Source organism: Sellimonas intestinalis, assembly GCF_001280875.1.
Taxonomy (GTDB): Bacteria; Bacillota; Clostridia; order Lachnospirales; family Lachnospiraceae; genus Sellimonas; species Sellimonas intestinalis.
On record NZ_LGAJ01000007.1, the window covers coordinates 349,436 to 363,543 of the forward strand.

At 51.9% G+C, this 14,108-nt stretch carries 13 protein-coding genes; all 13 read left to right on the plus strand.

The genetic code is table 11. The features are described 5' to 3' along the window. Window position 1: 1 nt before the first annotated feature. The 13 genes from cobJ (at window position 2) to AOA56_RS09205 (ending at window position 14,065) form a co-directional block, all read left to right on the plus strand. Entirely contained in the window at window positions 2-751 is a 750-nt protein-coding gene (gene cobJ / locus AOA56_RS09145; RefSeq protein ID WP_024733559.1) for a precorrin-3B C(17)-methyltransferase, read from the plus strand. After that, complete coding sequence (gene cbiT, locus AOA56_RS09150; protein WP_053769481.1) at window positions 735-1,967, plus strand: precorrin-6Y C5,15-methyltransferase (decarboxylating) subunit CbiT; 1,233 nt, start codon at window positions 735-737, stop codon at window positions 1,965-1,967. Before cobJ ends, cbiT begins: the two co-directional genes overlap by 17 nt. Further along, a complete protein-coding gene (locus AOA56_RS09155) occupies window positions 1,960-3,363 on the plus strand; it encodes a cobyrinate a,c-diamide synthase (protein WP_024733557.1) in 1,404 nt (467 codons plus the stop codon). Before cbiT ends, AOA56_RS09155 begins: the two co-directional genes overlap by 8 nt. 1 nt (window position 3,364) lies before the next feature. Further along, complete coding sequence (gene cobT / locus AOA56_RS09160; RefSeq protein ID WP_024733556.1) at window positions 3,365-4,435, plus strand: nicotinate-nucleotide--dimethylbenzimidazole phosphoribosyltransferase; 1,071 nt, start codon at window positions 3,365-3,367, stop codon at window positions 4,433-4,435. Continuing rightward, window positions 4,432-5,214, plus strand: coding sequence for an adenosylcobinamide-GDP ribazoletransferase (locus tag AOA56_RS09165; protein WP_053769482.1), 783 nt, complete (start codon window positions 4,432-4,434; stop codon window positions 5,212-5,214). The genes cobT and AOA56_RS09165 overlap by 4 nt, the downstream gene beginning before the upstream one ends. Window positions 5,215-5,263: 49 nt before the next feature. After that, window positions 5,264-5,848: a histidine phosphatase family protein gene (locus tag AOA56_RS09170; RefSeq protein ID WP_048620948.1), complete on the plus strand. Its 585-nt coding sequence runs from the start codon at window positions 5,264-5,266 to the stop codon at window positions 5,846-5,848. Beyond that, on the plus strand, window positions 5,836-6,810 hold the full coding sequence (gene cbiB, locus AOA56_RS09175) for an adenosylcobinamide-phosphate synthase CbiB (RefSeq protein WP_053769483.1): 975 nt from the start codon (window positions 5,836-5,838) through the stop codon (window positions 6,808-6,810). The genes AOA56_RS09170 and cbiB overlap by 13 nt, the downstream gene beginning before the upstream one ends. Next, complete coding sequence (locus tag AOA56_RS09180; RefSeq protein ID WP_238117665.1) at window positions 6,804-7,907, plus strand: pyridoxal phosphate-dependent aminotransferase; 1,104 nt, start codon at window positions 6,804-6,806, stop codon at window positions 7,905-7,907. Before cbiB ends, AOA56_RS09180 begins: the two co-directional genes overlap by 7 nt. After that, complete coding sequence (locus AOA56_RS09185; RefSeq protein WP_053769484.1) at window positions 7,889-9,406, plus strand: cobyric acid synthase; 1,518 nt, start codon at window positions 7,889-7,891, stop codon at window positions 9,404-9,406. The genes AOA56_RS09180 and AOA56_RS09185 overlap by 19 nt, the downstream gene beginning before the upstream one ends. 4 nt (window positions 9,407-9,410) lie before the next feature. Continuing rightward, a complete protein-coding gene (locus tag AOA56_RS09190; protein ID WP_024733550.1) occupies window positions 9,411-10,067 on the plus strand; it encodes a precorrin-8X methylmutase in 657 nt (218 codons plus the stop codon). Between the two features lie 15 nt (window positions 10,068-10,082). After that, window positions 10,083-10,964, plus strand: coding sequence for a hydroxymethylbilane synthase (gene hemC / locus AOA56_RS09195; protein WP_024733549.1), 882 nt, complete (start codon window positions 10,083-10,085; stop codon window positions 10,962-10,964). A gap of 3 nt (window positions 10,965-10,967) precedes the next feature. Then, a complete protein-coding gene (gene cobA, locus AOA56_RS09200; RefSeq protein WP_053769485.1) occupies window positions 10,968-12,512 on the plus strand; it encodes a uroporphyrinogen-III C-methyltransferase in 1,545 nt (514 codons plus the stop codon). 329 nt (window positions 12,513-12,841) lie between these two features. Continuing rightward, window positions 12,842-14,065, plus strand: a complete 1,224-nt coding sequence (locus tag AOA56_RS09205; protein ID WP_053769486.1) for an ABC transporter substrate-binding protein — start codon at window positions 12,842-12,844, stop codon at window positions 14,063-14,065. Window positions 14,066-14,108 lie beyond the last annotated feature (43 nt).

Genomic DNA, 14,108 nt, shown 5'->3' on the forward strand with positions numbered 1-14,108 from the left:
GATGGAACAGAAAGTCTATGTCATTGGGATCGGGCCGGGAGCCTATGAGGAGATGACGATTCGTGCCGTGAAGGCATTAAAGGAGTGCGATGTGATTATAGGCTACACGGTTTATGTGGATCTTGTGAAAGAGCATTTTCCCGGAAAGCGTTTTCTTACCACGCCTATGACTTGGGAGGTAAAGCGCTGTGAAATGGCCCTTCGGGAGGCCGAGGCCGGACAAGTGACGGCTATGATCTGCAGCGGTGACGCAGGGGTGTACGGGATGGCAGGACTCATGTACGAAATGCGTGAGCATATGGAGCTTGGCGGGGTGAAGATCACGGTGATTCCGGGGATTACTGCGGCTACTGCGGGAGCCGCGCGGCTGGGCGCGCCGCTGATTCACGATTTTGCGGTGATTTCGTTAAGCGACCTGTTGACGCCATGGGAGCAGATTGAAGAGCGTCTCCGGGATGCGGCAAAAGGAGACTTTGCCGTCTGTATTTACAATCCATCCAGCAGAAAGCGTGCGGATTATCTGCGCCGTGCATGTGATATTATGCTGGAATATCGAAGCCCGGATACGGTATGCGGCTATGTGCGTCAGATCGCAAGGGAAGGAGAAGAACAGCATCTGATGACTCTTGCACAGTTAAAGGACACAACAACGGATATGTTTACAACAGTGTTTATCGGCACGTCCCGGACCAGACGGATCGGGGAGGCGATGGTGACACCGAGGGGATATCACTATGGAACGAACGATTAATCTGATCGGAATCGGAACAGATGGGGATCGCAGTCTTACTCAGGAGGCAAAGCAGTTGATCGGGGAGAGTACTGTTCTCATCGGGGCCAAGCGGATGCTGAAAAGTACGAAGAAGTATCAGAAAGAGAATGTACTCCGCTATGAGAAATACCGGCCGGAGGAGGTCTTACATATTTTGGAGACAGTACCGGACGGGAAGATTTCTCTTCTATTCTCCGGAGATCCGGGATGTTACAGTGGAGCAGAAAAGATGACAGAAGAGCTTTGTCGGGCAGGCTGGAGGGTGAGGATCTGTCCTGGCATTGCTTCCGTGATTGCTATGGCGGCACGCTGTCAGGTTCCATGGGAGAGGGCCGCTTTTGTAAGCCTTCACGGGACAGACCAGAATGTGATTCATGCGATCTCCACACATGAGCACACGTTTATTCTGCTGGGAGGAATGATGACAGCGGAAATTTTTTTGGAAAAGATGGCATGGTATGGACTCGATGATCTAAAAGCGGCGGCAGGACGGAATCTTTCCTATGAGGACGAGGTATTTTACAGCGGAGCGGTTCGGGATATGACACCGGAGATGCTTTCAGGACTGACAGTTTTATGGGTACATCATCCAGAATATGACGCCAGGGTGGGGCGTCATCTGGAGGACGGGGAATTGATTCGTGGAAGCGTGCCGATGACGAAGTCTTCCGTCCGGGCCATGGCCATTGCGGCACTTCGGCTTCAGGAAGATTCTGTCGTCTATGACATTGGGGCCGGAACCGGCAGTGTGGCAGTAGAGACTGCCATGCAAGGCGGAGGAATACGGGTTTATGCGATCGAGCGTAATCCGGAGGGCGTCCGGCTCGTTCAGGAAAATAAGAGACGGTGGAGAACGGACAATGTGACCGTAGTGGAGGGTGACGCACCGGAGGCGCTTCACGATCTTCCGGCTCCGACCCACGTGTTTATCGGTGGAAGCGGCGGCAGACTGCGGGAGATGATAGACGTCTGCCTTTCGAAATCTCCGAATGCGCGGATTGTCGTGACAGCGGTCAGCCTGGAGACGGTTCAGGAGATGGCAGGACTTCTTCAAGAGGAGCGGTGGAAGGAGACGGATGTGATACAGATACAGACGGCGTGCAGCAGAAAGTTGGGAGATTATCATATGATGATGGGGCAAAATCCGGTCTGGATGGCCGTGCTGCAAGGGGGAGGAGAGGACAGCGATGAATAATACAACGGGTCGGATTCTGATTGCCGGGACCGCAAGCGGCTGCGGCAAGACGAGCGTAGTCTGCGCGCTCCTGCGGGCCTTTCAGAAAAGAGGGCTTTCCCTTGCCGCCTGCAAATGCGGGCCGGATTACATTGACCCTCTCTTCCATGAGAGGATTCTGGGAATTCCGTCAGAAAATCTGGATCTCTTTTTCCATACACCCAAGGTACAGCGGCGGCTGTTTCAGAAGCATGGAGAAGGGAAAGATCTGGTAGTGGCAGAGGGCGTCATGGGATACTATGACGGGCTGCGTTGCTCGGATCCGGAAGGGAGTACCAGCGAGATTGCGGCGGCTCTTAATCTTCCCGTCGTCCTTGTCCTTCCTTGCCGGGGAATGGGACATTCGGTACTGCCCCTTTTGAAGGGGTATCTGGATTACGAGAGAACCAGGCAGGTTCGGGCGGTGGTCTTCAATGGGATGACCGGGCGGACATATGGGCAGCTTGCCCCGGTGGCAGAAGCATGGCTTGCAAAAGAAGGATATGACGTCCGGCTGGCAGGGTATTTCCCGATTCTTCCAAAAGCCGCTCTTCCGGGGCGGCATCTGGGACTTTTGCTTCCAGGGGAAGTAGAATCTTTGGAAAAGAAGCTGGATCTTCTGGCAGATCAGGCAGAGCAGACACTGGATCTGGATTTGCTGTATAGGATAGCAAAAGAGGGGACAGATGCAGGAGACAGAGAAGACCTTCTTATGGAAACAGGGAAGTCTGCCGGAACCGTCCGCCCGCCAGTACGGATCGCGGCGGCAAAGGACGAGGCCTTTTGCTTCTATTATAAAGACAATCTGGAACTTCTGCGGGAACTTGGGTGTGAGATCCTGTATTTTTCTCCGATTCACGACATGGCTCTTCCGGACGGGACGGAAGGGATCTTGCTGTCAGGAGGATATCCGGAGCTCTACGCAGAAGAGTTGGCAAAAAACAAAGGGATCCGTCAGGATATTTTCAAGAGTCTGGCGGCTGGGATGCCATGTCTTGCCGAGTGCGGCGGGTTTCTCTATCTGAAAGAGGAGCTGGAAGCAGAGGACGGAAACTTCTACCCCATGACTGGATTTCTGGAGGGGAGAGGCTACCGGACAGAGAGCCTGGGAAGATTCGGCTATGTGACGTTGGAAGCAAAATCGGATCTTGTGTATCTGAGACAAGGGGAGACGATCCGGGGACATGAATTTCATTACTGGGACTGTACAGAGAATGGAAGCCGTTGCCGTGCGGTGAAGCCCGACGGAAAGCGAAACTGGGACTGTGTGGAGCAAAAGGAAGCGGTGTTTGCCGGGTTTCCTCATATCAGTTATGATTCCTGCCCGGACTTTGCAAAGCGGTTTGTGAAAGTTTGTCTGGAAAGGAGAAAAACGTGATATGCAAAAAGAAAACTGGAACGATGCAATCAAGGACATCACTTTGCCGGATGAGGAGGTAAGACAGGCAGCGCTTGCCAGGTGGAACCAGCTTGCCAAGCCTTTGCATGGGATGGGGAAACTCGAAGAGACCATTGCAAGGATCGCCGCGATCCAGGGGACCATCCACCCGTTGATTGACAAAAAAGGAATTGTGATTCTCTGTGCTGACAATGGGATTGTGAAAGAAGGAGTTTCCCAGACAGGAGACGAGGTGACGGCCGTCGTAGCGGGGAATTTCCTTTCCGGGCAGACGAGCGTCTGTAAGATGGCAAAAGCGGCAGGGGCGGACGTTCTGCCCTATGATATCGGAATCAGAACGGATGTGAAGGGTCTGACCCGTACTCCGTATAAGATCTCCTGCGGCACGAACAATTTTCTGCGGGAGCCGGCCATGACAAGAAAGGAGACGATCCAGGCCATCCATATCGGGATGCAGATCGTAAAGGAACGAAAACAAGAGGGATATGAAATCCTGGCTACCGGAGAGATGGGGATTGGGAATACGACTACCAGCAGTGCCGTAGCCTGTTCGCTTACCGGGGAACCGGTAGAAGTAATGACCGGGAGGGGAGCAGGACTATCGGACAAGGGACTCACCCGGAAAAAAGCCGTGATCCGAGAAGGACTTGATAAGTGGCGGCCGGATCCGTCCGATGTGGTGGACGTCCTTTCCAAGGTAGGAGGACTTGACCTGGCGGGTCTTGCCGGCGTGTTCTTAGGATGCGCCAAATATCAGATCCCGGCAGTACTGGACGGCTTTATTTCTTCGGTGGCGGCTCTTGCGGCGGCGAGGATTCATCCGGCAGTACGGAACTATCTATTTGCTTCTCACTGCTCCAAGGAACCCGCTCACGCAAGGATTCTTAAGGAGCTTGGCATGGAAGCGCCGCTGTGTCTTGAGATGGCCCTTGGGGAAGGAACGGGCGCCTGCGCGCTCTTTCCGCTTCTTGATATGGCGATGGCCGTCTATGAGGAGATGAGCTCTTTTGACGATATTCAGATTGCACAGTATGAGGAGTTTACGACATGAAATGGATTCATTCTTTAGGGATCGCGTTTTCCATGTATTCTAAAATCCCGGTCCCGAAAGTGCGCTGGACAAATGAGGCGATGCAGTACACATTCTGCTTCTTCCCACTGGTGGGAGTGGCAGAGGGCGCGCTTTTGTGGGGGATGGGAATGGTTCTGTATGGTTTGCGGGACAGGAACAGACTTCCGGCTATATTCGTGGCTATCGTCCTTACGATTCTGCCTCTTCTTGTGACAGGGGGGATCCATATGGATGGCTTCCTGGATACGACGGATGCCAGACGTTCCTACCAAGAGCCGGAGAAAAAGCTTGCCATCTTGAAAGACCCGCACACCGGGGCGTTTGCCTTGATCGGTCTTGGCGTCTATCTTTTGTGGAGCGTGGCTGTCTGGTCTGTGGCAGATCGGGCCGTGCTTCCGGGGATGGCCTGCGCCTTTGTCCTTTCCAGGACACTAAGCGGTCTTTCGGTGACGCTTTGCAAAGGAGCAAAAAAGGACGGACTGGCGGCGGCTTTTCATAAATCCGCCAGGGAACGGGCAGTATGCGTTTCCACCGTATGCTATCTTGTCGGGTGCGCGGGTGTCTTATGTTTGACATCGGGTGTGCTGATACTTGCGTTGCTTACCCTGACTTTGGCGGCCGTTTTTGGTTGGTATCTGTGGATGGCTGACAGAGAATTCGGAGGAATTACAGGGGATCTGGCAGGCTATTTTCTCCAGGTCTTTGAGCTGGCGGCTCTTACGGTGCTCACAGCGGCATACTGGTTCCCGGCATGTTAGATGGGAACCGGAAACAAATAGGATACATGAAACGAAAGGGAAAAAACAGATGGAGATACTGATGTTCCGGCATTTTGCGACAGCCGGGAACCTGGAAAAACGCTATATTGGAACAACAGACGAGCCGATCCTTCCGGTGAGCAGTGTTTCCGGTGTGCCGGAAGTTGAGATTGTTCTGGCAAGTCCGCTCTTACGGTGCCGGGAAACGGCAGGACTTCTTTACCCGAGATTGGATCCGGTTCTTATCGAGGGATTCCGGGAGTGTGATTTCGGAGCCTTTGAGGGAAAGAATTACAGGGAACTGACCGGGGATCAGGACTACCAGGCGTGGATCGATTCCGGCGGCATCCTCCCGTTTCCCGGCGGGGAATCCATGGCTTCTTTTACCGCGCGGACAAAGGAGGCCTTTCAAAGAGCGGTGGAAGATCTGATGGCAGGAGAAATCCGGCGGGCGGCAATGATTGCTCATGGAGGGACGCTGATGGCGATTCTCTCCTCATGCGGCATCCCGAAACAAGAATATTACGAGTGGAATTGTGGAAACGGATGTGGATATCGGGTCCGTATCGAGGAAGACTTGTGGAAAACAGGGAAGAAAGAGTGTAAGGTGGAAGAACAGCTATGTGTATTTTAACGGCCTGTACGGCAGGATTTCTTTTGGATCAGCTTTTGGGAGATCCGGCGTGGATCTATCATCCGATCCGGATGATTGGCTATCTGATCTCCTGGCTCGAGAAAAAACTGTATCGGGAGGGCGGTTCTGCCAGGACGCTTAGAAGAAGAGGAACGATGCTCTGGGTTCTAACGGTGGGGATTTCCACCACTGTTCCGTGCCTGCTTTTGTTTGTGGCGTCCCGCATCCATCCGGTTTGCACCTGGATGCTTGAGACATTCTGGTGCTGGCAGCTTCTGGCAGCCCGTTCCTTAAAAGCAGAGAGCTTGAAAGTACAAGAAGCCCTTACTTACGGTACTCTGGACGACGGCAGGAGAGCCGTCTCCATGATCGTCGGTAGAGATACCGGACATCTGACGGAAGAGGGAGTGGTGAAAGCTGCCGTAGAGACGGTGGCGGAAAATACGTCGGACGGCGTGATTGCGCCTCTCTTTTATCTGATGATCGGGGGAGCGGGCCTGGGATTTTTCTACAAGGCGGTCAACACGATGGACTCTATGATCGGATACCGCAATGACCGGTATCTGGACTTTGGGCGGACGGCGGCCAGAATGGACGACCTGTGCAACCTGATACCAGCACGGATTTCCGCGATTCTGATGATGGGGGCGGCCGGAATTCTGGGAATGAGCGACCGGGCGCATTATAGTTTGCAAAATGCCTGGAGGATTTACCGGCGGGACCGACACAATCACAAGAGTCCGAACGCGGCTCAGACCGAGGCTGTCTGTGCGGGAGCGCTGATGGTACGGCTTGCCGGAAATGCATGGTATTTTGGGAAGCTGTATGAGAAACCGTCCATTGGGGACGCCATACGAAGTGTAGAACGGGAGGATATTCAAAGGGCGTGCCACCTTTTGATGGGAACGTCATGGCTTGGCCTGCTCTTCTTTGGGCTGGCGAGGTTGTTGTTCCTATGGTAAGGCAAAAAGAAAGCGAGGTGAACGACATGCAGGAGCATGGCGGCGATATCTATACAAACGACGGATTGTTTGATTTTTCTGCAAATATCAATCCTCTGGGGCCGGGAGAAAAGGTTATGAAGGCATTGCAGGAGAGCATTTTGAAAGTGACGGCCTATCCGGATCCTCTTTGCAGAAAACTGCGGGAGTCGGCGGCAAAACGGGAGTCGGTTCCTCCTGACTATATTGTCTGTGGAAACGGGGCGGCGGATCTGATTTATACGCTGGTACTTGCGGAAAAACCAAAGCAGGCGCTTCTGTGTACTCCCTCTTTTTCGGAATATGAGAAAGCGCTGCGTACAGTCGGCTGTAAGATTCGTTTCCATAAAAAGCGGGAGGAGGATCATTTCACACTGACGTCCCGGTATCTGGAGGAACTGACCGGGGATCTGGATCTGGTGTTTTTGTGTTCCCCGGACAATCCGACGGGACAGTGCATCGATGAGATATTGCTTCGGGAGATTATAGAACGATGCGAGAAGAATGGGATCCGGCTTGTACTGGATGAGTGCTTTTTCGATTTTACAGAGGATGCCCCTTGGATTCACCATGAGTTTTTTGTGAAAGATCACCGGATGCTCTTTTTACTGCGGGCCTTTACAAAGATGTTTTCCATTCCGGGAGTCCGCAGCGGATATGGCGTCTGTTCGGATACCGCATTGTTAGATCGGATGAAAGAAGCAAGACAGCCGTGGCCGGTGTCCATCCCGGCACAGGAGGCGGGAGTGGCGGCGCTTAAAGACGACCTGCTTCCGGCGGCCACAAGGCTTTTGATTGCGGAAGAGCGAAGACACCTCATGGAAGAATTCGGCCGACTGGGGATTCGTTACTATCCGGCTGATGCCAATTACATTTTATTTTACAGTGAGATCGATTGGTACGAGGAGATGAAGCAGGAAGGATTTCTCATAAGGGACTGCTGTAATTACCGAGGACTTGGAAAAGGATATTACCGCATCGCGGTCAAAGGAAGAGAAGACAACGAGAGGCTGCTTGCGGCATTTCGCAGGATTCTGAAACGATATAAAGGAGAGGGAACATGGCAAAGCCGATTATGATACAGGGAACCATGTCGAATGCCGGAAAGAGCGTGCTGGCGGCAGGTCTTTGCAGGATTTTCAAGGAAGACGGGTACCGGGTGGCGCCGTTTAAATCTCAGAACATGGCGCTGAATTCTTTTATTACAGAGGATGGTCTGGAAATGGGACGCGCCCAGGTCATGCAGGCAGAGGCGGCGGGGATCGCTCCGTGTGTGGAGATGAATCCGATTCTGTTAAAGCCTGCCAGCGATATGGGGTCCCAGGTGATTGTGAATGGAAAAGTCCGGGGCATGATGCCTGCCAGGGAGTATTACCAGTATAAGAAAGCATTGATTCCGGATATTCTGAAAGCTTATGAGACGCTCTCGGACCGGCACGATATTGTGGTGATCGAGGGAGCGGGAAGTCCTGCGGAAATCAATCTGAAACAGGACGATATCGTCAATATGGGACTGGCGCAGATGGTAAAGGCGCCGGTTCTTCTGGTGGGGGACATTGACCGGGGCGGTGTGTTCGCACAGCTTGTCGGGACCCTGGCGCTTCTGGAAGAACAGGAGCGGGAGATGGTCAAAGGATTTGTCATCAATAAATTTCGGGGAGATGTGGAGATCTTAAAGCCGGGACTTTCCGTATTGGAGGAACGGACCGGAAAACAGGTGCGGGGTGTGATCCCATATGTAACGTTGGAGCTGGATGACGAGGACAGTTTAAGCGAGAGGCTTGAGAATACAAAAGGGAAGGGAAGGGTTGACATTGCTGCCATCCATCTTCCGAGGATTTCCAATTTCACCGATCTGAACGTCCTTTCCTGCTACGAGGACATCTCGGTGCGTTATGTCCGGAGTCTTTCCCAGTTTGGAGAGCCGGATCTGATCGTACTGCCGGGGACAAAAAATACGCTGGAAGACCTGAAATGGCTGAAAGAAAGCGGTCTGGCGGCAAAGATCCAAAGAGCGGCAGGTCGTGGAGTTCCGGTCATCGGTATCTGCGGGGGATACCAGATGCTGGGAGACATCCTCGTTGATCCTGCGGGATCGGAGGCAGGAGACGGTATTCCCCGAACAATGGAAGGGCTTGGCTTACTTCCGGTACGGACGATGTTTACCGGACGGAAGCGAAGGACAAGGGCTGAGGGAACGATCACATGCAAAGAGGGATTCTGGGCGGACCTTGAGGGCTGTACGCTGGAAGGGTATGAAATCCATATGGGAGAGACTACTTTGACGGGCGGAGAGGCATTTACGAAGATTTCTACCTTGCAGGAGGAAGGCTGCCGTCTGGAAGGATGTGCGTACGGTTCGGTGTGCGGCACTTATGTTCACGGATTCTTTGATTCGGGTGACGTCTCTGGAATGATCACCCGCCGTTTATTGGAACGGAAAGGATATCGTCAGGGGGAGTGCAGGCCTCTGGATCTTAGAGTTTACAAAGAGGAACAGTACACAAAGCTTGCAAAGGTGATCCGGGAGAATCTCGATATAGGAGCGGTCTACCGGATTCTGGAAGAAGGAGTATAACAAGATGAGTATGGAATTGGAACAGGTTCTGCCGGGAGAGATCGAGCGCAGGAGCTTTGAGATCATCACGGAAGAGCTGAAGGGAAGAAGATTTGACGTAGGACAGGAGGACATCATCAAGCGGGTGATCCACACAACGGCGGATTTTGAATATGCAGATACTATGACCTTCTCACCGGATGCGGTGAAGTGTGCGCTTGAGGCGCTTCGAGACGGTGGGAATACAGTCATTGTGACGGATACCAATATGACAAAGGCTGGGATTCACCGGACGTCCCTGGAAAAACTGGGAGTGGAAGTACACTGCTACATGGCAGATCCAGACGTGGCGAAAACGGCAAAGGAACAAGGGCTTACAAGGGCATATGCAAGTATGGAAAAGGCGGCTCGTATGGCAAAGGAGACTGGAAAACAAGTGATCTTTTCCGTGGGGAACGCACCGACGGCGCTGATAGCCATTGAAACACTCATGCAAAAGGGAGAAATTTACCCGGCCCTTGTGATCGGCGTCCCGGTCGGGTTTGTCAATGTCGTTGAGGCAAAAGAACGGATTATGGCCGCAAAGGTTCCGTATATTGTAGCAAAAGGGAGAAAAGGAGGAAGTACGGTTGCGGCGGCGATCCTGAATGCATTATTATACAAGATAGATAACGAGCGATAAAAGAAGGATAAACATATGAAGACACACATAAAGATCGGCAGCAGGGAAAGCGCGCTTGCGGTAAGACAGGCGGAAATTGTAAAAGAAATTCTGGAGAAGAAAGCTCCGGGACTGACGGTGGAGATCATAACAATGAAAACAACAGGAGATCGAATTCTCCATAAGAGTCTGGAAAAAATCGGAGGAAAAGGTCTCTTCGTAAAGGAACTGGACCGGGCGCTTCTGGATGGGACGATCGATCTGGCGGTCCACAGCCTGAAAGATATGCCCATGGAGATTCCAAGAGATCTTCCGGTAGTAGCATATACAAAACGGGAGGATCCAAGGGACGCTCTGATCCTGAAAGCGGGAAAAATCAGCTTAAAGCAGGGAGGCGTGATCGGCTCCTCCAGCAGAAGAAGGTCCTTGCAGGCGGCAAAGCTGTATCCTCGCTGTGTGTTTAAAAATATTCGGGGCAATGTCCAGACCCGGCTGTTTAAGTTGGAGCACGAAGACTATGACGCCACGATACTGGCACTTGCAGGACTGAAGAGACTTGGCATGGAAGGCTGCGTTTCCCGGATCTTTTCCGTGGATGAGATGATCCCGTCCGCAGGCCAGGGGATTCTGGCTGTCCAGGGGCGAAAGGGGGAGAAGATTCCGGGGGTTGAGGCATTGGATGATGATAAGAGCCGGATAGCGGCAAAAGCGGAGCGAGGATTTGTCCGTTACCTGGATGGAGGATGCACATCCCCGGTGGCGGCGTATGCTGAGATTGCCGGGAGAGAGGTTCGGATCCGGGGGCTTTATTATCACGAGGAGTCGGGGCAGTTTACGGCGGGCACGATCTCGGGAGAGGCACACCAGGGAGAAGTGCTGGCAAAACGGCTGGCGAAAAGCTTGAAAGGGAGATTTTAGCAGATGAAAAAGGAAAAAAAGGGGAAAGTATGGATTGCCGGGGCCGGACCGGGGGATGCGGGACTTCTCACGGTACGGACAGCTCATCTGATGCGGCAGGCGGATGTAATCGTCTATGATGCCTTGATCAGTGCGGAGATTTTAAGCCTGATTCCGCCGGATACCAGGACCATCTATGTGGGGAAGCGGTCGGACCATCATCTTGTTCCTCAGGAAGAGATTAACCAGATTCTCGTTCGGGAGGCCGAGCTGGGTAATCATGTGCTGCGGCTCAAAGGCGGTGATCCCTTTGTATTTGGCAGGGGAGGCGAGGAGGCTCAGACGCTTAGAAATGCCGGTATTGACTTTGAGATTGTGCCGGGTGTGACTTCCGGTGTGGCAGTTCCGGCCTATGCGGGAATTCCTGTTACCCACCGGGACTATACGTCCTCCTTTCATGTCATCACGGGACATACCAGAAAGGGAGGCTTAACCCGAATCGATTATAAAGCGCTGGTAAGGCTCGGAGGAACCCTGATTTTTCTGATGGGTGTGACGGCGCTTCCTGAGATCTGCACGAAACTAAGAGAGGCCGGGATGCCGGGGGAGACGCCGGCGGCGGTGATCCAGGACGGAACCCTCGCCTGTCAGAAGAGCGTACGGTCAGATCTGATCCATCTTCCAGAGCATGTCCTGGAGGAGAAAATCAAAGCGCCGGCCATCATTGTAGTAGGTCAGGTCTGTGCCCTGGGGGATGAATGTTCCTGGATGAAAAAGCGTCCCCTTGGAGGCAGGCAGATTCTGGTGACACGCCCGGAAGAACGAAACAGGAGTTTTGCCGAAAGTCTTCGTAGTCTGGGAGCTCAGGTCATCGGTCTCCCGGCCATCCGGACAAAGGAACTGAAAAAGGAAGAAGACCGGGAGCGGATTCGTAAGGCAATCTCCCGGATCAGTAAACGGGCCGAGGCGGGAACAGCGTGGATTGTCTTTACAAGTGCTGCCGGCGTGGACGTATTTTTTTCCTTTCTGAAAACAGAACGGATCGATGTGCGGAGTCTCTGGAGGGCCAGATTTGCCGTGATCGGTACAGGAACCGGGAAAGCATTGGAGAGAAAAGGGATTCTGCCGGATCTGATACCGGATGTTTACGAGGCACGGGAGCTTGGGAATACGCTGGCAAAAAAGGTGACGAGAGGGGATCTGGTGGCGGCATTTCGGGCAAGGGAAGCATCAGAAGAGCTGTTTCCACCGATACGTGAACAGGGGGCGGACTGTCTGGATATTCCTGTCTACGAGACGTTCGCTGGAGTGACACCTGCATGGGTGGAAAGAATTCTGGCACAGTTTGAAGGGGGAAAGATCGACGCGGTGACATTTACAAGCGCGTCCACGGTGCGGGGATTTGTGAACATGATGGATGGACGGATGAATCTGAAGCATGTCCGGGCACTCTGTATTGGGCGAAAGACCGAAGAGGAAGCCCGGAGTTTTGGAATGTGGACCATCACATCTCAGGAAGCTACCGTGGAGAGTATGATCGAAACGCTTCTCGAGGCGGAAACAATATAAAAAGTTCTAACGTGCAACATTCAGAAACGTATCTGGATGTTGCCTTTTTTTATTTCTAAGAGCGGTTCGGCTCAAAATCAAACGTTTATTGTGTAAAAAGGTTACATTGGAAGAGAAAATTAACTAGTAAAATAGAAAACAATTTACTGTAAAAAGATGTGCAATTAATAAAAAAACAGAGAAACTATTATATATAATGCACAAAAAAAGATAGGTAAAAATGTAAATAATAGAGAAAATAAGCGGGGGGGGGGTAAAAAGATATTTACTTTACTAAGTAAAAATAGTAAAATAAAACTACCTAAAAGAAGTGAAAGAGAGGAAACAACATGAAAAGAAAACTTGCAGTCGTTTGTATCATGGCTCTGTCTGCTACAGCGATCCTTTCCGGATGCGGCAGAAGCGACAAGTCCGGTGACGGAAAGACAAAGATCCGCTTCGCGACATGGGATGTAGCAGAAGACGTGGACAAACAGCAGGAACTTGTGGACAAGTTCAACGAGGAGCATGATGACATCGAAGTGACACTGGAAGCGTATGGGAGTGACTTTGATACAAAAATCAGTGCCGGAATGGGATCCGGGGATACTCCGGATGTGATGTATATGTGGAACTATCCATCTTACTATGATGGGCTGGAGCCGCTCGATGAGTATATCTCCAAAGAGGGAGATGAGTACAAATCCAACTTCTATGATACACTCTGGGATTACAACACAATGGACGGCAGTATTTATGGTATTCCGGTAGGTTTCACGACACATTGTCTCTTCTATAACAAAGACATCTTTGATGAAGCGGGTATTGACTACCCGACGGCGGACTGGACATGGGACGATCTCCAGAAAGCGGCAAAGACAATCTCTGAGAAGACAGACGCGAAAGGATTTTCGTTCCAGATGAAACCGGATCCATACGATTTTGAAATGTATCTGTGGAGCAATGGCAGTGCGTACTGTTCAGAGGACGGAAAGATGGACGGGAACCTCAATTCTGACAAATCCAAAGAAGTTTTTGAGATGTTCCAGAAGATGGAAAAAGACGAGTACGCGACAGCCACGGAAAAAGATGGTACAGATGAATTCCGTGCCGGCAATACAGGAATGTATGTGTATGGTTCCTGGGCGATCGATACACTGAATGAGGACGGAGTGAATTATGGTGTGACAACAATTCCGGCATTTGCAGACGCGGGACAGGATTCTGTCAGCATCTTAAGCTCTTCCGGACTTTCTATGTCCAAAGACAGCAAGCACAAAGACGCCGCATGGGAATTCATTAAATACTGGACCAACGAAGAGTGTAATAAAGCAAGAATCGGAACGGAACTTCCGGTACTCAACAGTGTGGTAGAATCAGAAGGCATTATGGATCAGGAAGAATATGCGCCGTTTTACACCATGCTGGAGCAGAGTAAGGGACATACACCGGCAAGTTTCCTTATGGACAGTTGGTCCGAGGTTTCCGAAAACCTGTCCTTAACGTTTGAACAGATTTTCAATCCGAGTTCCTTACAAGATGCAGGGAAAGCTCTTGACGGAGCAGTAAAATAAGGTGATACATCAGCAGGGAGGAGATACTTCCTCCCTGAATTTA

What these genes read in the sequence shown, in the direction of transcription:
- AOA56_RS09185 (WP_053769484.1), top strand. Translation starts at nt 7,889, where the DNA reads ATGGCAAAGCCGATTATGATACAGGGAACCATGTCGAATGCCGGAAAG.
- AOA56_RS09155 (WP_024733557.1), top strand. Translation starts at nt 1,960, where the DNA reads ATGAATAATACAACGGGTCGGATTCTGATTGCCGGGACCGCAAGCGGC.
- AOA56_RS09170 (WP_048620948.1), top strand. Translation starts at nt 5,264, where the DNA reads ATGGAGATACTGATGTTCCGGCATTTTGCGACAGCCGGGAACCTGGAA.
- AOA56_RS09180 (WP_238117665.1), top strand. Translation starts at nt 6,804, where the DNA reads ATGGTAAGGCAAAAAGAAAGCGAGGTGAACGACATGCAGGAGCATGGC.
- cobT (WP_024733556.1), top strand. Translation starts at nt 3,365, where the DNA reads ATGCAAAAAGAAAACTGGAACGATGCAATCAAGGACATCACTTTGCCG.
- cobA (WP_053769485.1), top strand. Translation starts at nt 10,968, where the DNA reads ATGAAAAAGGAAAAAAAGGGGAAAGTATGGATTGCCGGGGCCGGACCG.
- cbiB (WP_053769483.1), top strand. Translation starts at nt 5,836, where the DNA reads ATGTGTATTTTAACGGCCTGTACGGCAGGATTTCTTTTGGATCAGCTT.
- AOA56_RS09205 (WP_053769486.1), top strand. Translation starts at nt 12,842, where the DNA reads ATGAAAAGAAAACTTGCAGTCGTTTGTATCATGGCTCTGTCTGCTACA.
- cbiT (WP_053769481.1), top strand. Translation starts at nt 735, where the DNA reads ATGGAACGAACGATTAATCTGATCGGAATCGGAACAGATGGGGATCGC.
- AOA56_RS09165 (WP_053769482.1), top strand. Translation starts at nt 4,432, where the DNA reads ATGAAATGGATTCATTCTTTAGGGATCGCGTTTTCCATGTATTCTAAA.
- cobJ (WP_024733559.1), top strand. Translation starts at nt 2, where the DNA reads ATGGAACAGAAAGTCTATGTCATTGGGATCGGGCCGGGAGCCTATGAG.
- hemC (WP_024733549.1), top strand. Translation starts at nt 10,083, where the DNA reads ATGAAGACACACATAAAGATCGGCAGCAGGGAAAGCGCGCTTGCGGTA.
- AOA56_RS09190 (WP_024733550.1), top strand. Translation starts at nt 9,411, where the DNA reads ATGAGTATGGAATTGGAACAGGTTCTGCCGGGAGAGATCGAGCGCAGG.